The 17,620-nt window shown below is 60.1% G+C and carries 14 protein-coding genes and 1 tRNA gene; 9 read left to right on the forward strand and 6 right to left on the reverse strand.

Going from position 1 to position 17,620, the window contains the following annotated elements; all coding sequences use genetic code 11:
* The first annotated feature begins 78 nt into the window (after positions 1-78).
* Positions 79-1,485 (forward strand): YfcC family protein, encoded by a 1,407-nt coding sequence (locus BN1129_RS09200; protein WP_042035955.1) that lies wholly within the window; start codon positions 79-81, stop codon positions 1,483-1,485.
* Positions 1,486-1,691: 206 nt separating this feature from the next.
* On the opposite strand, the gene BN1129_RS09205 is transcribed toward BN1129_RS09200, so the two are convergent.
* From BN1129_RS09205 to BN1129_RS09220, 4 genes are all read right to left on the reverse strand, one after another.
* Positions 1,692-2,183: an arginine repressor gene (locus tag BN1129_RS09205; RefSeq protein ID WP_042035956.1), complete on the reverse strand. Its 492-nt coding sequence runs from the start codon at positions 2,181-2,183 to the stop codon at positions 1,692-1,694.
* A 201-nt stretch (positions 2,184-2,384) separates the two neighbouring features.
* The gene (gene pyrI, locus BN1129_RS09210; protein ID WP_005318436.1) at positions 2,385-2,849 is read right to left on the reverse strand and encodes an aspartate carbamoyltransferase regulatory subunit; all 465 of its coding nucleotides are present in this window, start codon (positions 2,847-2,849) and stop codon (positions 2,385-2,387) included.
* A 17-nt stretch (positions 2,850-2,866) separates the two neighbouring features.
* Positions 2,867-3,787, reverse strand: a complete 921-nt coding sequence (pyrB, locus tag BN1129_RS09215; RefSeq protein WP_042035958.1) for an aspartate carbamoyltransferase — start codon at positions 3,785-3,787, stop codon at positions 2,867-2,869.
* A 274-nt stretch (positions 3,788-4,061) separates the two neighbouring features.
* Positions 4,062-4,604, reverse strand: a complete 543-nt coding sequence (locus BN1129_RS09220; protein WP_042035959.1) for a hypothetical protein — start codon at positions 4,602-4,604, stop codon at positions 4,062-4,064.
* Between the two features lie 201 nt (positions 4,605-4,805).
* On the opposite strand from BN1129_RS09220, the gene BN1129_RS09225 reads away from it, so the two are divergent.
* The 3 genes from BN1129_RS09225 (at position 4,806) to BN1129_RS09235 (ending at position 8,716) form a co-directional block, all read left to right on the forward strand.
* Positions 4,806-4,882: transfer RNA gene (locus BN1129_RS09225), tRNA-Trp, on the forward strand.
* A 319-nt stretch (positions 4,883-5,201) separates the two neighbouring features.
* Positions 5,202-6,572 carry a phosphatidylserine decarboxylase family protein gene (locus BN1129_RS09230; RefSeq protein WP_042035961.1) on the forward strand — a complete coding sequence of 457 codons (1,371 nt, stop codon included), beginning with the start codon at positions 5,202-5,204 and terminating at the stop codon, positions 6,570-6,572.
* Between the two features lie 254 nt (positions 6,573-6,826).
* On the forward strand, positions 6,827-8,716 hold the full coding sequence (locus BN1129_RS09235) for a methyl-accepting chemotaxis protein (protein ID WP_042035962.1): 1,890 nt from the start codon (positions 6,827-6,829) through the stop codon (positions 8,714-8,716).
* Between the two features lie 63 nt (positions 8,717-8,779).
* Here the strand turns inward: BN1129_RS09235 and BN1129_RS09240 are convergent, their stop codons facing one another.
* Together BN1129_RS09240 and BN1129_RS09245 are read right to left on the reverse strand one after the other, a co-directional pair.
* Complete coding sequence (locus BN1129_RS09240; protein WP_042035963.1) at positions 8,780-9,292, reverse strand: lipocalin family protein; 513 nt, start codon at positions 9,290-9,292, stop codon at positions 8,780-8,782.
* A gap of 17 nt (positions 9,293-9,309) precedes the next feature.
* Positions 9,310-10,212 (reverse strand): AraC family transcriptional regulator, encoded by a 903-nt coding sequence (locus BN1129_RS09245; RefSeq protein ID WP_042035964.1) that lies wholly within the window; start codon positions 10,210-10,212, stop codon positions 9,310-9,312.
* 157 nt (positions 10,213-10,369) lie between these two features.
* Between BN1129_RS09245 and yqhD the strand changes: the two genes are divergently transcribed.
* The 5 genes from yqhD to BN1129_RS09270 all read left to right on the forward strand — a co-directional run bounded on the left by yqhD (position 10,370) and on the right by BN1129_RS09270 (position 17,404).
* Entirely contained in the window at positions 10,370-11,533 is a 1,164-nt protein-coding gene (gene yqhD, locus BN1129_RS09250; protein ID WP_042035965.1) for an alcohol dehydrogenase, read from the forward strand.
* A gap of 505 nt (positions 11,534-12,038) precedes the next feature.
* Positions 12,039-13,565, forward strand: coding sequence for a Re/Si-specific NAD(P)(+) transhydrogenase subunit alpha (gene pntA, locus BN1129_RS09255; protein WP_042035966.1), 1,527 nt, complete (start codon positions 12,039-12,041; stop codon positions 13,563-13,565).
* 11 nt (positions 13,566-13,576) lie between these two features.
* Positions 13,577-15,061, forward strand: coding sequence for a Re/Si-specific NAD(P)(+) transhydrogenase subunit beta (gene pntB / locus BN1129_RS09260; RefSeq protein WP_042035968.1), 1,485 nt, complete (start codon positions 13,577-13,579; stop codon positions 15,059-15,061).
* Between the two features lie 341 nt (positions 15,062-15,402).
* Positions 15,403-16,071, forward strand: a complete 669-nt coding sequence (locus tag BN1129_RS09265; RefSeq protein WP_209418494.1) for a helix-turn-helix transcriptional regulator — start codon at positions 15,403-15,405, stop codon at positions 16,069-16,071.
* Between the two features lie 25 nt (positions 16,072-16,096).
* Positions 16,097-17,404 (forward strand): L-cysteine desulfidase family protein, encoded by a 1,308-nt coding sequence (locus tag BN1129_RS09270; RefSeq protein WP_042036040.1) that lies wholly within the window; start codon positions 16,097-16,099, stop codon positions 17,402-17,404.
* The last annotated feature ends 216 nt before the right edge of the window (positions 17,405-17,620 follow it).

Consider the following 17,620-nt stretch of genomic DNA (forward strand, 5'->3'; position numbering starts at 1 on the left):
ATGTGACGGCGGCATAATACCTCTAACCCTACAACCCGCAGCTTGCATGGATACCACACCACAGAAGGAAGCTGGACCATGACCAAATTCAAGTTCCCATCAGCCTACACCATACTGTTTGTACTGATCGCCTTGGTGGCCGCCCTGAGCTGGGTAGTGCCAGCCGGCAAATATGACATGATCATGAATGAGGCCCTCGGCAAGGAAGTGCCGGTGACCGGAACCTACAAGCTGGTAGAGGCGAATCCCCAAGGGATAGTCGACGTGCTGTTGGCACCCATCGATGGTCTCTACAACCATGACACCTATCAGGCAGGTGCCATCGACGTCTCCCTGTTTATCCTGATCATCGGTGGTTTTCTTGGCATTGTGACCAAGACTGGCGCCATCGACGCCGGTATCGAGCGTGTTACCTACCGCCTGCGTGGCCGTGAAGAGTGGATGATTCCGATCCTGATGGCGCTGTTCGCTGCCGGGGGGACCATTTACGGTATGGCGGAAGAGTCGCTGCCCTTTTACACCCTGCTGGTGCCCGTGATGATGGCCGCCCGCTTCGACCCCGTTGTCGCCGCGGCGACCGTATTGCTCGGCGCCGGTATCGGTACCCTGGGCTCCACCATCAACCCGTTTGCCACCGTGATCGCCGCCAACGCGGCCGGTATCTCCTTTACCGACGGTATCTGGCTGCGCATAGCCATGTTGGTGGCTGGCTGGTTGATCTGTGTTACTTACGTCATGCGTTACGCCAAGATGGTGCGCAACGATCCCAGCAAATCCCTGGTGGCTGACAAGTGGGAAGAGAACCGTGCTCACTTCCTCGGCAACAAGAGCGACCAGATGCTGGAGTTCACTCTGACTCGCAAGATAGTGCTGGGTATCTTCGTCGCCGCTTTCGCCGTGATGATCTACGGTGTGGCCGTGCTGGGCTGGTGGATGGCGCAGATCTCCGGCCTTTTCCTGGCTGCTGCCATCCTTGTCGGCGTCACCGCCCGCATGAGCGAAGAGGAGCTGACCACCAACTTCATTGACGGTGCTCGCGACCTGCTGGGTGTGGCCCTCATCATAGGTATCGCCCGCGGTATCGTGGTGGTGATGGACAACGGCATGATCACGCATACCATATTGCACAGTGCAGAAGGGATAGTGACCGGCCTCTCTACCGTGGTGTTCATCAACGTGATGTTCGTGCTGGAGCTGGTGCTCTCCTTCCTGGTGCCGTCTTCTTCCGGTCTGGCCGTGCTGACCATGCCGATCATGGCGCCGCTGGCCGACTTCGCCAACGTGGGCCGCGAGCTGGTGGTGACTGCTTACCAGTCTGCCTCCGGTCTGGTGAACCTGGTGACCCCGACCTCCGCCGTGGTCATGGGGGGGCTGGCCATCGCCAAGGTGCCCTATGTGCGCTGGCTGAAGTGGGTGGCACCGCTGCTCGGTATCCTGACCGTGCTGATCGTGGTCTGCCTTAGCCTGGGCGCCTTGCTCTCATAAGGAGTGCCCAGCAAGATGAAACGGGAGCCTGCGGGCTCCCGTTTTTTATGACCAGGCACGGCATCTTGCGCCACCTGCTCTACCCCTCTTATCCAGGATGGCACTACGTCAGGCAAGGAGGAACAGGCAAAGAGAGCAAGAAAAATAGAGCGAGCGGCAACAAAGAGGCGACCCCGGGGTCGCCTTGTGCATTCAGGGGCGGAACGTCAGCGCGCCTGCTCCAGGGTACGCACCACGGCCGCGTGGGCCAGGCGGGTGCGGCTGATATGGCGTGGCGCGACCAGTACCACGTCGTTGCCAGCGACGGCGCCCATGATCTCGGGATTGGCGTTGCGATCGAGCAGGCGGGCCACCACGGTCGCAGCGCCCGGGGTGGTGTGGATCAGCACCATCTGCTGGTTGTGCACCACATCGCGCACCATGTCGTGGATGGAGCGGGTGCTGCCAGCAGGTTCCAGCTGATCGTCCACCAGGGTGTAGACCTTCTTGCCGTTGGCATTTTGCGCTTTGGCGACGCCGAGGCGGCGCAGCAGGCGGGAGATGGTGGACTGGCTGATGTCGGCAAAGCCGCGCTCTGACAACTCGCGGCGGATCTCTTCCTGGGTGCTGTAGCAGTGCTGACCGATGATCTGGCGACAGGCACCCAGCTGGGCCAAGTCGGGCTCTTGTTCAACGGGACGACTGAGGGTTTTGACCACGGCGATTTCCTTTGACTGTGACCGAAGGCTATCGCTCGAAATCTGCCATCAGTGCCTTTTAATAGATAAAAGTTCTGATAGAAAGGAGTGGGACAGGGAATGAGCGATGTTTAGCCTTTATAGGATGGTAAATTATAGCTAAACGGAGAATCCGTGATGTGACAGGGGTCAAAAATGGGCCCAACAGGGCCCATTCAGATATCAGTAACGTTCGCTGACTATATCCTGGGTGAAGGACTTCTCGCAGTATTTGCACTTCATGCGCACCACGCCTTTCACCTCCCTAACCCGGAAGTAGCTGTCTACCGGCTCGTTGTGGGAGATGCAGTTGGAGTTGGGGCAGTGGAACACGCCCGTGATGAACTCCGGCAGTTCCAGCTGATGCTTCTTCACCACGGCGAAGTCTTCGATGATGTTGACGGTTGCCTTGGGGGCGAACAGGGCCAGCTGGTTGGCCTGCTCTGCGGTCAGGCGGGTGTTCTCTATCTTGATGAGATCCTTCTTGCCCAGCGCGCCGGATTTCAGGTTGAAACCGACGGTGATCCGCTCCTGGGTCTCGATCAGCTGGAACAGCTTGAGGATCTTGATGCCCTGGCCGGCGGGGACGTGGTCGATGACGGAGCCGTGACGGATGGCTTCGACTTGCAGTTGATTCTTCTCGGACATGATGTTCCCCTTTTCCCTTAGACGGTTTCGTTCAGTACCAGAGCCAGCAGTGCCTGGCGTGCGTAGACCCCGTTTTCCGCTTGCTGGAAGTAGTAAGCATGGGGAGTCTTGTCGACCGCCACATCAATCTCGTCGACGCGGGGCAGGGGGTGCAGGATCTTCATGGTGGGCTTGGCCCCTTCCAGGGTGGCCAGCTCCAGCACAAACTTGGCTGCCATGTGCTTGTATTCGGTCTCGTCGAAGCGCTCTTTCTGGACCCGGGTCATGTAGAGGATGTCGAGCTCCGGCATTACCTCTTCCATGGTCTCGTGCACGCTGAACCGTATGCCCTTCTCTTCCAGCTCTTCGCAGATGTAGTCCGGCATCGCCAGCGCCTCCGGGGAGATGAAGAAGAAGCGGCAGTTGAACAGGCTGAGGGCCTGGGCCAGGGAGTGGACGGTGCGACCGTACTTGAGGTCGCCGACGAAGGCCACGTTGAGGCCATCGAGCTTGCCTTGCGTCTCATGAATGGAGAAGAGATCGAGCAGGGTCTGGGTCGGATGCTGGTTGGAACCGTCACCGCCGTTGATGACCGGCACGCGGGAGAACTCGGAGGCCAGACGGGCGGCACCTTCTTTCGGGTGGCGCATCACCACGGCATCCGAGTAGGAGCCGATGATCTTGATGGAGTCGGCCAGGGTCTCGCCTTTCTTGGCGCTGGTGTTGCCACCGTCGGCGAAGCCGATGATGTTGCCACCCAGACGCTGAACCGCGGTCTCGAAGGAGAGGCGGGTGCGGGTGGACGCTTCGAAGAAGCAGCTGGCAACCAGCTTGTCTTTCAACAGGCGGGTGTCGGGCTCGGCCTTCAACCGCTGTGCGGTTGCGACCACCAGTTCCATGTCGGACCGGGTCAGGTCCGAAATGGAGATGACATGTTTCTTATAGAGTGGATTGGTCATCGTCTGCATTCCCTTTGACATCAATGAAGGTTTTTCGGGCACAAAAAAAAGCCCCTGAAACAGGGGCTTTTTTTAAAAATAATTGGGGGTCTGTGGGTCGGGAACTGGAAACAACGGGGCTGCTCTGGTGCGCTCCACCCGTCTGCAAGGCTGTTTTCTGAATCAAAAACTGCATCGTTTCGTCTCGACCTTTTTCAAAACCGGACAGATTATAGAGTCGTATTTTGAATTGTCAAAAATTTATTTCAAAGGCAAGATTTGCGCGGGAAAACGTTTAAGCGTCGTGAACGGGTCGGCAAACCCACACGCTGTGCTCCATTTGCAGGGGCAGGTCATCGTCGGCCATGCAGCGCAGATAGGCGAGTCTGTGGTGTCCTTCCAGCAGGCAATAGGGTTGCGGTAGCAGCTGTCCGTCCGGATAACGGCTATCCGGCGCGGTGGCCAGCACTATGATGGGTTCGGACCAGGTGCCCTGGGTCAGCATGTATTCGCCGAGCCAGGAGCGGCGTACGTAACGGTTGTGGCGCAGCATCTCGCCCCAGCGGTCGATCACCTCCATATGACGCGATCCTGTCTGGGTCAGGACGCGGCTGGTGGGCCACTGTTCGCACTCGAACCGGTGACGGGCGAGGTCGAGAAAGCTCCAGTTAGACTCAAATCCGCGCCAATGGCGATAAATCCACTGGGAAAGCACGTTGTGGGGAATGAAGGGCACACGCGGCGCGACCCGGTCGAGATAGTCGGGCAGGTGCTCAGTCTTGCGTTCATCCCTGAAGTTGAGCGGTGCCAGTTGTTGGAGCAATCGGTAATTGAGCATGAGTCGCCTCCCGGAGCCAGACTTAACCCTACCCCCATTTATGTGGCTTTCCTACCCTGACAAGGCTGTAAATACAGCAAGTTACCCCATCAGGCTGCTCAAATTACCGCGAGTTGCTCGTCATTTGTGCAATCGAATCGAAAGTGAGAAAAAAGCCTTTACCTTTGAACCCGGCTTTGTATAATTCGCCTCGTTTGTTGCAGGGGCGTAGTTCCAATTGGTAGAACAGCGGTCTCCAAAACCGATGGTTGCGGGTTCGAGTCCTGCCGCCCCTGCCATTTTCAGAAAAGCCAGCTCATTGAGCTGGCTTTTCGCATTTCTGCGTTCCCGGTTTTTTCTCCCGTCACGCCTGCGCCGATGGCTGCCGTTTTTCGGCGGCGTCAGCCCATTTCCGGCACCTCTTTCCCTTCAGCTCCCGCCCTGCCCCTGACCGCTAGTTGTTATTGTGCCAGTTCGCCCTGTCGTTTCTGGCAATCGTGCTTCAGGGGACCGTGTGATACACAACATGGGCGGTGTCATTGCGTGTTGATGGCAAGCCGATAGCCAATGCTCAAGCCGTGGATTGTGGGCGTGAACATCACTTGAGGAGAGAGATTCATGAACAAGGCAGTTGAAACCCGGTTGAACAAGTCTCGCCCCGGTGGCTGGATGCCACAGGATAGTGCCCGTATCGAGCGCTGGATCCGGCGGATCAAGCACTATGTTGCCAACCAGCCGCGCGCGCTTGTGGCGCCGATCGCCGAATTGCGGGATCTGGTCAATGCCGACCCTTCGCTGCACGCCCAGGCCGAAGCCATGTTCAAGGAGGCTTGGCGCCACAAGCATCTGACCCCGCTCGGTCAGGTCGAGGTGCGATCCTTCGAGGAGTTTCTGGGGCTGCTCAACGGCATCATGACCACGGCCCCCGAGGCGTATCAGGATATCCCGACGCACGAGCCCTCCGGTCTCATCGGTTTTCCCATCAATGCGCTGCTCGACTGGCCCATGGCGACCCAGTCCGGTTATCACTTTTTCGCCAATGCCCTGATCAACCAGCAGTTCAAGAAGATCCTCGATTACTGGGCGCTGTTTCTGCAAAGCCCGGCTTCGCGATACGTGCTGAACGAGCCGGTCAGTCGGCTGGATCGGGAGACCCTGGTGGTGCCCTGGCTTGGCAAGGTAGCCATGGCCGAGATGGTCAAGGTGGCAACCGGCGCCCTGGGTGAGGGTTCCAATCCCACGCCAGCCAGCTTCGAGCAGATCTTTCAGTGCGATCCGGCGGCTGAGTATTTTGGCTTCGGTAGCTGGGATGCGTTCTTCACCCGCACCTTCCGCCCCGGTGTACGGCCTGTTTCGGCGCCAGAGGATGACAACGTCATCGTCAACGCCTGCGAGTCTGCACCGCTGCAGGTGAAAAAAGAGGTGAGCTGCAGCGATCAGTTCTGGCTCAAGGGTCAGCCCTATTCGCTGGACAACATGCTCGATTTTGACGATCTGGCGCCTCGCTTCGAAGGCGGCACCGTGTATCAGGCCTTCCTCAGTGCGCTCAGCTATCACCGCTGGCATAGCCCGGTGAGCGGCATCATTCGCAAGGTGCGCATCGTCAACGGCACCTACTATCTGGAGAACCAGTTCGAGGGCTTTGGCGACCCGCAGGGGGCGGATCCCAGCGCCCCCAACAACTCGCAGCCCTTCCTTACCTCAGTGGCGACCCGGGCGCTGATTTTCATCGAAGCCGATAACCCCAAAATCGGGCTAATGTGTGTAGTGCCTGTGGGCATGGCCGAGGTGTCGAGCTGCGACATCACAGTGCGGGCGGGGGATCGGGTGAAGAAGGGGGATCAGCTCGGCATGTTCCACTTCGGTGGCTCGACCCACTGCCTGCTGTTCCGCCCTGGGGTCGAGCTGGAGTTCGAGTTTTACGGCCAGACTCCGAGCCTGGATGCCGGCAACATGCGGCTCAACACCGCCATAGCCCGGGTACGCTAGATCGTTTTTTTGCGGGCTGGATACACACAGGCCACCTCCTGGAGGTGGCCTGTTGACAGCGGCGGAGGGGGCGTAAGACGGGTTTTTGAGGGATTATTCCCATACCGGATGGCAAGGGATATTGCCAGGATTTAGTTACTGATTCATTTAAAATCAACGGATTGAAATTCATGGTTCGGGATTCTCTGTCGATATAGTCCACACAGGGCGTGCAGCCTTGTTTGACGCCATTGAGACAGCCATAAGGATATCCCATGAATCTCTCCCTTCGCGGCAAGTTGTTGGCCACCAGTCTTGGCGTGGTCCTGATCACGGTCTGCCTGCTGGGCATGACTGCTTTCTATACACTGAAAAACCAGACCCTGAGTGCCATCGACAGCGAGGCGCGCAACTACGCCAGCGCCTATGCGGAGGGGATAGGCAAATGGATGCAGGACAGGCGCGAGAGCCTGACCGCCCAGGTCGATGTCATCGCCAGCCACCCGACCTCCGAGCTGGTGCCCCATCTGCAGCAGACCTTGCGTTCCGGTGGCTTCGGGCTGGCTTACTACGGTTCGGAGGAGGGGGTGATGACCCGCAACGATCCCTCCCTCAACAAGGGTAACTATGACCCGCGCGAGCGGCCCTGGTATCAGGACGCGGTCAAGGCGGGCAAGCTCATCATCACCGAACCCTATGTCAGCGTGACCATGCAGCAACTGGTGGTAACCCTGGCCGAGCCCGTGATGCAGCAGGGTCGGCTGGCTGGCGTGGTCGGTGCCAACCTGGCGCTTGAACAGCTCATCAAGGATGTGCTGGCGATGCGGGTACAAGGGGATGGTTACGCCATGTTGCTGGACAAGAGCGGCCTCATCGTCGCCCATCCGGACAAGGCGCTGGCGCTCAAGAAGAGCCAGGATCTGGCCCCTGAGCTGGATGCCAGCCGACTGGTGAGCATGAGCCAGCAGGGCGGTCTGCAGCTGGTGCAGATCGGCGGACGCGATGCCCAGATGCTGGTGCTGCCCATTCCCAACACCGACTGGCTGCTGGCCATGGTGATGCATGAGGATGTGCTGATGGCGCCGCTGCAGAGCCTGCTGTGGGAGCTGTTACTCATCAGTGCCGGCCTGATCCTGGTATTTGGTCTGGTGCTGACCAGCACCTTCAACTTCCTGTTCCAGGATCTGGGGCGGGTGGCCGGGGCGTTGCACGACATAGCTCACGGCGAGGGGGATCTCACGGTACACATCAACACTCGCAGCAAGGACGAGGTGGGCCAGTTGGCCGAGAGCTTCAACCAGTTCGTGGCGCGGCTGCACGGTATCGTCAGTCGCCTGCGTGACGTGACCCTGGAGCTGACGGCCCAGTCCCGCACCCAGGCGGCCGGTGCCCAGGCCCGCAGCCAGCGGGTGCGTCAGCAGCAGGACGAGATCGTGATGGTGGCGACCGCGGTGACCGAGATGGCCTCCGCCACTCAGGAGATCGCCGGTAACGCCGAGTTTGCCGCCACCACCGCCACCGATGCGGTCGCGCTGGCGGTCGCGGGTCAATCCCAGGTTGGCCAGAGTCAGCGCAGCATTACCGGCCTGGCAGATGAAGTGGCGGATGCCAGCCAGATCATCCACGAGCTGGATGCCCACGCCCAGAAGATCAGCGGTATTCTGGCAACCATCAGCGGCATTGCCGAGCAGACAAACCTGCTGGCACTCAACGCCGCCATCGAGGCGGCCCGGGCCGGTGAGCAGGGGCGCGGCTTTGCGGTAGTTGCGGACGAGGTGCGAGTGCTGTCGCGCCGCACTCATGATTCCACCGACGAGATCCAGCAGATGATCGAGACACTGCAGCAGACTACCCGTCGCGCCGTGGGTGGCATGGAGACCAGCCGTCAGCTGGCAGGCACCAGCGTGGAGGATGCAGAAGCCGCCAACCTGAGTCTTGGCCGGATCAACCAGGCCATAGGTTCCATCAGCGACATGGCGACCCAGATAGCGGCGGCGGCGGAGGAGCAGACCTCGGTCACCAGCGAGATCAGCCGCAATACCGAGAACATACGCCACGTTTCTCAGGAGTTGGCCGAGCAGGCGGGCGAAGAGGCCGCCCAGGCCGCCGAGCTCAAGTCGCTGACCGAGCGGCTGGAGCAGGAGATCGGCCGTTTCCGGCTCTGATCATCCCGCCACTCCAGCAACAGAAAGGGCAGCCCGCGGGCTGCCCTTTGCTATTTCTGGCGCTTATCCCGGCTGTTTGACCCAAATCAGCTGGTCGGTGGCAAAGCCCAGCGCTTGGGCCTTGGCTACCAGCGCATCCACCTTCGCCTTGGGCGGATTAGGGGAGCGGGAGAGGATCCAGAGATAGTCGTGGTTGTAGCTGGTCACCAGCGAGAGCTGGTAGTCGGGGTCGAGATCGATGACGTTGTAGCCGCCGTAGAAGGGGCCGAAGAAACTCACCTTGAGCCGTGCCTCGTCCGGGCTGCCCACGAAGTAAGCCTTGCCCTCGGCTTCACGCCAGCTGCCATCACTCTGCTTGCCGCGGTTGAGCACCTTGACGCCGCCATCGTCGCGCAGGCTGTAGGTGGCGCTCACCTGCTCCAGCCCCCGCTCGAAGCTGTGGTCGAGGCGGGCAATTTCGTACCAGGTGCCGAGATAGCGATCGAGCTGGAAGCCGGTGACGGGGCGGGTGCCGTCGGCAATCCCGGTACAGGCCGTCAGTAGCCAAGCGGTGAACAGGCAAAGCAGTGAACGCATAGGTAATCCCTCTCTTGTTATCCCTCGATGATGCGCAGCTGGCCATCCCGGAAGCGGGAGGCCTGATCCGTCGGCGTGCTGCCGAAGAAGCGCTTGTACTCCCGGCTGAACTGGGAGTTGCTTTCGTAACCGACTCTGGCCGCCGCGGTGCCCGCCTTGATGCCGTCGTGCAGCATCATGATGCGCGCCTTGTGCAGGCGAAACGACTTGATGTACTGCAACGGCGAGGTAGCGGTGACCGCCTTGAAGTGGTGGTGAAAGGCGGAGACGCTCATGTTCACCTCTCGCGCCAGCTCCTCCATGGTGAGGTTGTCGGCATAACGCGACTCTATCATACGCAGCACCCGGGCGATCTGGCCCACATGGTTGTGGCGATTGGCGAGCGCCTGCAAGGCGGGGCCGCCCCCCTCGGTGAGGGCGTGGAACAGCATCTCGCGCACCGTCTGCGGTCCCAGCACCTTGGCGTGCAGCGGGTTGTCCATCAAGTCGATCAGCCGCTCGGCGGCGCAGAACATTGCCTCCGACAGGGGCACCGAGTGGATGCCGCTCTTCTGCGGTGCCGCAGCGGGTAGGGCGTCTCCCAGCTCCAGCAACAGCGCTTGCAGGGTGACCATGTTGATCTCGATGGTAAAACCGATAAGCGGCTGCTCGGGGGAGGCGAAGCACTCGCACTCGCAGGGCAGCGGCAAGGTCATCAGCAGGTAGTGGTTGGGGTCGTAGCGAAACACCTGATCCGCCAGATAACCCACCTTGTGCCCCTGCAGGATCACTATCATCCGTGGCTGATAGAGCACCGGGGTGCGGCCGTGGTACTCGGTGGTATAGATGAAATTCACCTGCTCCACCGGGGAGGGGGTGATGCCGGGGGCAGTGACGTGGCGAGTCACTCTGGCAGCGAGGTCGCTGTAACGGTTTTGCATGGGCGCTCTTTGATTCAATAGTTCCGTTTTTGGCTGCTTTGTAGAAATAGGCAAGAATCAAGCAGGATGTTGCCTTGATGGTAGAGGGGTTCTGGAGAAAAATGCAATCACGATTTCGCGGCCTGGCCGCCCTGACTATCAGAAGAAGGCAATGTCGATGAACAATTTTACTCTGCATACCCCGACCAAGATCCTGTTCGGCAAGGGCCAGGTTGCCCAGCTTCGTGAACAGCTCCCCAGCGACGCCCGCATCCTGATCACCTATGGCGGTGGCAGCGTGGTGCGCACTGGCCTGCTGGAGCAGATCCGCAGCGAGCTGGCTGGCATGACCCTGTTCGAGTTCGGTGGTATCGAGCCCAACCCCACCTATGAAACCCTGATGGGAGCGGTGGCGCTGGCCCGTGCCGAGCGGATCGACTTTCTGCTCGCCGTCGGCGGCGGCTCCGTGCTGGATGGCACCAAGTTCATTGCCGCCGCTACCCATTATGATGAGGCCAGAGATCCCTGGCACATACTCGAGACCGTCGGCAGCGAAGTGCGTTCCGCCATTGCGCTGGGTTCAGTGCTGACTCTGCCCGCCACCGGCTCAGAGATGAACATGGGCGCCGTGGTGACCCGTCGTAGCACGGGTGACAAGGTGCACTTCTTCTCGCCGTTCGTGATGCCGCGCTTCGCCGTGCTCGATCCCGTGCTCACCTACACCCTGCCCGAGCGTCAGGTGGCGAACGGGGTGGTGGATGCCTTCGTCCATATCGTGGAGCAATACCTCACTTATCCGGTCAATGCCAAGGTGCAGGATCGCTTCGCCGAAGGCTTGCTGCTGACCCTGATCGAAGAGGGCCCGAAGGCGCTGGCCGATCCGCACAACTACGAGGTGCGCGCCAACATCATGTGGAGCGCCACCATGGCGCTGAACGGCCTGATCGGTGCCGGTGTGCCGCAGGATTGGGCCACTCATATGCTGGGTCACGAGCTGACCGCCCTGCACGGTCTCGACCATGCCCAGACCCTGGCCGTCGTGCTGCCTGCCCTGCTGCAGGCCAAACGCCAGCAGAAGCACGCCAAGCTGCTGCAATACGCCGAACGGGTATGGGATCTGCGCAGTGGCAGCGAAGCGGAGCGTATCGACGATGCCATCGCCGCCACCCGCGACTTCTTCGAGCGGATGGGGGTCAAGACCCGACTGCGCGACTACGGCCTGAACGATCTGGGCATCGACACCCTGATTGGCAAGCTGGGGGAGCACGGCATGACTGCCATCGGTGAGCACGGCGACATCGACTTGGTGCAGAGCCAACATATTTATGAAGCGGCCTGGTAAGGGCTCCCAATCGGCGCCACTCGGGCGAAGCGATTAAATTGTCGGGGCCGTCCTCCGCCATCTGGCGGCGGGGCGGCCCCGTTTTTGTTGGGAAAATGTTACTTTCCGCGTTTCGCTGCGAGAAGTGAGACGAAAGCGGATTTCGTAAGAACAAAAAACGCTAAGATAGAGGGCCGGTAAAACATTTTTTTGACTGGTTGGATCACTTTATTCAGCCGTTTTTACTGGTATAAGCCTCTAATTTGGTTTGTTTTTTTTAATTGTAGCCAGGGATGGGCTGAATTCTGTACGAGTGCCGTCGGGACTGCGGTTGTAATAAAACTCCAAAATTTGATACTAATCACCTTCGCGCCTGAAAAGCGGGGGCCTGACCATGACAGGAGGTTGAGGTAAAGCCTACTGATTTTCATAACAAAGAGCCCTGGACCTGCACTTTGGTCATGTCTTGTTTCGTCAGAAATGCGACACTGGGCAGCGATTGTTTATTAACCATCAGGGAATAGTCATGCAGATTGGAATACCGAGAGAGAGTCTCGCCGGTGAGACCCGGGTCGCAGCGACCCCGGCTACCGTCGAGCAGCTGAAAAAGCTCGGCTTCGAGGTCGCCATCGAGGCCGGTGCTGGCCAGTTGGCCAGCTTCGATGATGCCGCCTTCGAGGCTGCCGGTGCCAGCGTGGTGCCGAGCGTCTGGCAAGCCGACCTTATCTTCAAGGTCAATGCGCCGACCGATGCCGAGATCGCACAAATTAAAGATGGCGCCACTCTGGTGAGCTTCATCTGGCCTGCCCAGAACCCTGAGCTGGTCAAGAAGCTGTCCGAACGCAACATCAATGTGATGGCGATGGACATGGTGCCGCGGATCTCCCGTGCCCAGTCCCTCGATGCCCTCTCCTCCATGGCCAACATCGGTGGCTATCGCGCCGTGGTTGAAGCTGCGCACCAGTTCGGTCGCTTCTTCACCGGTCAAATCACCGCAGCCGGTAAAGTGCCGCCTGCCAAGGTGCTGGTGATCGGTGCCGGTGTGGCCGGTCTGGCCGCCATTGGTACTGCCGGTTCCCTCGGCGCCATCGTGCGGGCGTTCGACACCCGTCTGGAAGTGGCCGAGCAGATCGAATCCATGGGGGGGGAATTCCTCAAGCTGGACTTCGGTGGCGAAGACGGCGCATCCAGCGATGGTTATGCCAAGGTGATGTCCGATGAGTTCATCGCGGCCGAGATGGCGCTGTTTGCCCAGCAAGCCAAAGAGGTAGACATCATCATCACTACCGCCCTGATCCCTGGTCGTCCGGCTCCGAAGCTTATCACCAAGGAGATGGTCGACAGCATGAAGCCGGGTTCCGTCATCGTGGACTTGGCTGCCGCAACCGGTGGCAACTGTGAATACACCAAGCCGACCGAGTTGTTCGTCACCCCCAACGGCGTCAAGGTGATCGGTTATACCGATCTGCCGGGTCGTCTGCCTGCCCAATCCTCCCAGCTTTACGGTACCAACCTGGTCAACCTGATGAAGCTGATGTGCAAGGAGAAGGACGGCCAGGTTGCCATCGACTTCGACGACGTGGTTCAGCGCAACATGACGGTGATCCAGGCCGGTGAAGTGACCTTCCCGCCGCCCGCCATCGCCGTCTCCGCCGCGCCGCAGAAGCCCGCAGCTGCCAAACCGGCCGCGAAGAAAGAAGAGGCCAAGCCCTCCAACAAGAAGTTCGTGTTTGGCGCCCTCGGTATCGCGGCTTTTGGCTGGATCGCCTCCGTGGCACCGGCCGCCTTCCTCTCCCACCTCACCGTGTTCATCCTGGCCTGTGTGGTCGGTTACTACGTGGTGTGGAATGTCTCCCACTCCCTGCATACGCCGCTGATGTCGGTCACCAATGCCATCTCCGGCATTATCGTGGTCGGTGCCCTGTTGCAAATTGGTCAGGGGTCTACGCTCGTCACTGCGCTCTCGTTTGTCGCCGTGCTGATTGCCAGTATCAACATCTTTGGTGGCTTCACCGTCACCCAGCGCATGCTGAAGATGTTCCGTAAGGATTAAGGGGGTTTAACGTGTCTCAAGGACTGGTAACAGCATCCTATATCGTTGCCGCCGTGCTCTTCATCCTCAGTCTCGCGGGACTGTCGAAGCAAGAAACGGCCAAGCATGGCAACTTGTTCGGTATCGCGGGTATGGCTATCGCCCTGCTCGCCACCGTCTTCAACCCGGAAACCAGTGGTGTGCACTGGATCATCCTGGCCATGGTCATCGGTGGTGCCATCGGTGTGCGGCTGGCACTCAAGGTCGAGATGACCGAGATGCCCGAGCTGGTCGCCGTGCTGCACAGCTTCGTGGGTATGGCGGCCGTGTTGGTGGGCCTCAACAGCTTCATCGATCTGCACCCCTCTGCTCCCGCCGAGGTGGTGGTTTCCGTTGGTTCCAATCTGGATGCGACTCTGGCTGCGGCCCGGGCGGCGTTCGAACAGGCGGCCAGTGTCGCTCAGGTCGAGCACCTCTCCGGCGCCATGCTGAACATCCACCTGGTCGAGATCTTCCTGGGCGTCTTCATCGGTGCCGTGACCTTCACCGGTTCCGTGGTTGCCTTCGGCAAGCTGCGTGGTCTCATCTCCTCCAAGCCGCTGATGCTGCCCCATCGTCACAAGCTGAACCTGCTGGCAGTGGTGGCCTCGCTGGTATTGATGATCTTCTTCGTCAACGCCGGTGGCTCCACCTTCGCCCTGCTGGTGATGACCCTGATCGCCTTCGCCTTTGGCTGGCATCTGGTTGCCTCCATCGGCGGTGCCGATATGCCGGTGGTGGTCTCCATGCTCAACTCCTACTCGGGTTGGGCAGCGGCGGCGGCGGGCTTCATGCTCTCCAATGACCTGCTGATCGTGGTGGGTGCGCTGGTAGGTTCCTCCGGTGCCATCCTCTCTTACATCATGTGTAAGGCGATGAACCGCTCCTTCATCTCCGTCATCGCCGGTGGCTTCGGCTCCGATGGTGTGGCCTCCACGGCTGATCAGGAGATGGGCGAATACCGCGAAACCAACGCCGAGGAAGTGGCTGACCTGCTGAAGAATGCCAGCACTGTCATCATCACCCCGGGCTACGGCATGGCGGTGGCACAGGCCCAGTACCCGGTGGCCGAGATCACCCAGAAGCTGCGTGATCGCGGCGTCAAGGTGCGCTTCGGTATCCATCCGGTTGCCGGTCGTCTGCCAGGCCACATGAACGTGCTGCTGGCGGAAGCGAAAGTCCCTTACGATATCGTGCTGGAAATGGACGAGATCAACGACGACTTCAACGATACCGATGTGGTATTGGTGATCGGTGCCAACGACACCGTCAACCCGGCCGCCATGGAAGATCCGGGCAGCCCCATCGCCGGCATGCCGGTGCTGGAAGTGTGGAAGGCGCAGAACGTCATCGGCTTCAAGCGTTCCATGAACACTGGCTATGCCGGTGTCCAGAACCCGCTGTTCTTCAAAGAGAATACCCAGATGCTGTTTGGCGATGCCAAGGCCAGCGTCGAGGCGATCCTGAAAGCGCTGTAAGCGTTTGTCAGGTATGAAACGAGGAGGCTTCGGCCTCCTTTTTTCATACTTACTTTTTGGTTTACCCTCAGCTACTGCATGGATGGAGATCCCTCGCCCTCAAGGCCTTCAAGCAGGCTCCCGAGTACCAGGCCTGTTGACCCGTTACGGGCTCTGCACAGGGGCGTTCAGGTTCCGTGTGGTGAGCTAGGTGACCCATTCAGACCTGCCGTTGCATGCCCGTTCACAAACGGTGGCACTTTGCTGCCAGTTGGGCATAATGCCTGCGAACAAGCGATACGGCTCAACTTTATTTGAGTCCAATGGCTTTAGTGTTACCCCAAGTTGACCGGATGACTCCTATGATGCAGGCCACTCCATTACGCCAAGCCCGTGTGCTGACCGATGAAGAGCACCACCTGATCGCCAGCTTCGAACCTGCCGTGGAGGCGCTCTCTGCCCTGTTTGGCCCGGGTTGTGAAGTGGTGCTGCATGCCTTCGACAGCCTGCATGCCTCCGTCATCAAGATCGCCAACGGCCATCTCACCGGGCGGGAGGAGGGGGCAGCTGTTACCGACGTCGCCTTCAACAAGCTGCACAGTGCGGCGGGCAGTCAGTGGAGCAGTTACTTCTCCCGTACTCGTGGAGGGGCGCTGCTCAAGTCCTCCTCCATTACCATCAGCAACAGAGAGGGCAAACCCATCGGCATGCTGTGCGTGAACTTCAGCCTGGAGACGCCGCTCGGCGCCCTGCTCGATACGTTCTCGCTGCCTGCCGCGCCGGCGCCGCTCAACAACGAGACCTTCGCCAGTTCGGTGGACGATCTGGTGGCCCAGGTGATCGACAAGGTGGAACAGGATGCCAGCCTCGGCAGCAGCGTGCGCAACAAGGTGATCGTGCACCGGCTCTACGACATGGGCATCTTCGAGATCAAGGATGCCGCCCAGCTGGTGGCCGAGATGCTCGGCATCTCCCGTCATACCGTCTATCTGCATATCCGCAACCGCAAGGCGGATCTGACCGAACAATAAGAACCCGCCCGTGGGCGACATGAACATGAGAAACATCGCAATGAAAGCACAATGGACCGACTTTATTACCCTGCTCAAGCGTGAAGTGGTGCCGGCCCTGGGCTGTACCGAACCCATGTCGGTGGCGCTGGCGGCGGCCAACTGCCGCAAGCTGCTGGGGCAGGATCCGACCCGTGTCAGCGTCTGGGTCAGTGGCAACCTGTTCAAGAATGGCATGGGGGTCGGCGTTCCCGGCACTGGCATGATAGGGCTGCCGGTGGCGGCGGCGGTCGGTTTCACAGGGGGCAACCCGGATGCGGGGCTGGAAGTGCTCAATACCCTGACCCCGGCCCAGGTGGCGGCCGCCAAGGCGCTGCTGCCCATCATCAAGGTGGACGTGAAGGATGTACCTGACGTGCTCTACGCCGAGGTGCTGGCGGAGGTGGAGGGCCACAGTGCCCGTGTGGTGATCTGTACCGACCACACTCGCATCGTCTTGATGGAGCTGGATGGCGAGGTGCTGATGGAGCAGGCCAGTGCCCCTGGCGTGCAGATCCAGCCCGCCAAATCCGGCAAGCCCGCCATGACGCTACGGGAGATAGTGGCGTTTGCGCTGGAGGTGCCGCTGGCGGAGATCGACTTCATTGGTGCCGCGGCCACCATGAATCAGGCGCTGGCGGATGAAGGGCTGCAGGGCTATGGCCTGCAGATTGGCAAGATCCTGACCGAGCAGGTGGAGCGCAAGCTGCTCTCCGACGATCTGATGACGCTGGCCATGCGGCTCTCGTCCGCCGCCTCCGATGCGCGCATGGACGGCGCCATGCTGCCCGCCATGTCCAACTCCGGCTCCGGTAATCAGGGCATAGCTGCCACCATGCCGGTGGTCGCCGCTGCCCGCTTCCTCAAGGCGAGCGACGAGCAGCTGACCCGGGCGCTGGTGATGAGCCATCTGGTGGCCATCTACATCAAGACCCATCAGAACAAGCTGTCGGCCCTCTGTGCCGCGAGCACCGCCGCCATGGGGTCGGGGGCAGCCATCACCTGGCTGCTGGGTGGCCAGTTTGAGCAAATTAGTCACTGTATCAACAACATGATCGGTGACGTTTCCGGTATCATTTGCGATGGGGCGGGCAGTGCCTGTTCCATGAAGGTCTCTACCTCCACTTCGGCGGCGGTCAAATCGTCGCTGATGGCCATCAACAATCTGCACGTGCCCCAGAGCGAAGGCATCGTTTCCGACGACGTGGACGAGACTATCGCCAACCTGGGCCGCCTCTCCAAACTGGGGATGCTGGATACGGATATCGAGATCATCAACATCATGCGGGCCAAGCAACAGGGCAAAGCCCAGTGATGCAAGGGGTGGCGCAAGCCACCCTCTGTTTTGCTGCCTGCTGACGCCACCCCGGCCACGGGGCGTCCGATACGGTCTATGTCAGGGTTGTGCCTGTCAGGCGCTGCCCGGTTTTGTGTCACCCCGCTTGCACCGGGGGACAAGTCGCCACGATGCGGCAAGTTTCGGGGAGGAGTGTGCGTAGAGGACACTCGTCCGTATACCTCGGGCCCGGCC

It is taken from the genome of Aeromonas popoffii, assembly GCF_000820025.1.
GTDB classification, from domain to species: Bacteria; Pseudomonadota; Gammaproteobacteria; order Enterobacterales; family Aeromonadaceae; genus Aeromonas; species Aeromonas popoffii.

Excerpts from the sequence above, each read along its gene's own strand:
- BN1129_RS09230 (WP_042035961.1), top strand. The coding sequence starts at position 5,202 with ATGAACAAGGCAGTTGAAACCCGGTTGAACAAGTCTCGCCCCGGTGGC.
- BN1129_RS09265 (WP_209418494.1), top strand. The coding sequence starts at position 15,403 with ATGATGCAGGCCACTCCATTACGCCAAGCCCGTGTGCTGACCGATGAA.
- yqhD (WP_042035965.1), top strand. The coding sequence starts at position 10,370 with ATGAACAATTTTACTCTGCATACCCCGACCAAGATCCTGTTCGGCAAG.
- BN1129_RS09245 (WP_042035964.1), bottom strand. The coding sequence starts at position 10,212 with ATGCAAAACCGTTACAGCGACCTCGCTGCCAGAGTGACTCGCCACGTC.
- pntA (WP_042035966.1), top strand. The coding sequence starts at position 12,039 with ATGCAGATTGGAATACCGAGAGAGAGTCTCGCCGGTGAGACCCGGGTC.
- BN1129_RS09240 (WP_042035963.1), bottom strand. The coding sequence starts at position 9,292 with ATGCGTTCACTGCTTTGCCTGTTCACCGCTTGGCTACTGACGGCCTGT.
- BN1129_RS09200 (WP_042035955.1), top strand. The coding sequence starts at position 79 with ATGACCAAATTCAAGTTCCCATCAGCCTACACCATACTGTTTGTACTG.
- pyrB (WP_042035958.1), bottom strand. The coding sequence starts at position 3,787 with ATGACCAATCCACTCTATAAGAAACATGTCATCTCCATTTCGGACCTG.
- BN1129_RS09220 (WP_042035959.1), bottom strand. The coding sequence starts at position 4,604 with ATGCTCAATTACCGATTGCTCCAACAACTGGCACCGCTCAACTTCAGG.
- pyrI (WP_005318436.1), bottom strand. The coding sequence starts at position 2,849 with ATGTCCGAGAAGAATCAACTGCAAGTCGAAGCCATCCGTCACGGCTCC.
- BN1129_RS09235 (WP_042035962.1), top strand. The coding sequence starts at position 6,827 with ATGAATCTCTCCCTTCGCGGCAAGTTGTTGGCCACCAGTCTTGGCGTG.
- BN1129_RS09270 (WP_042036040.1), top strand. The coding sequence starts at position 16,097 with ATGAGAAACATCGCAATGAAAGCACAATGGACCGACTTTATTACCCTG.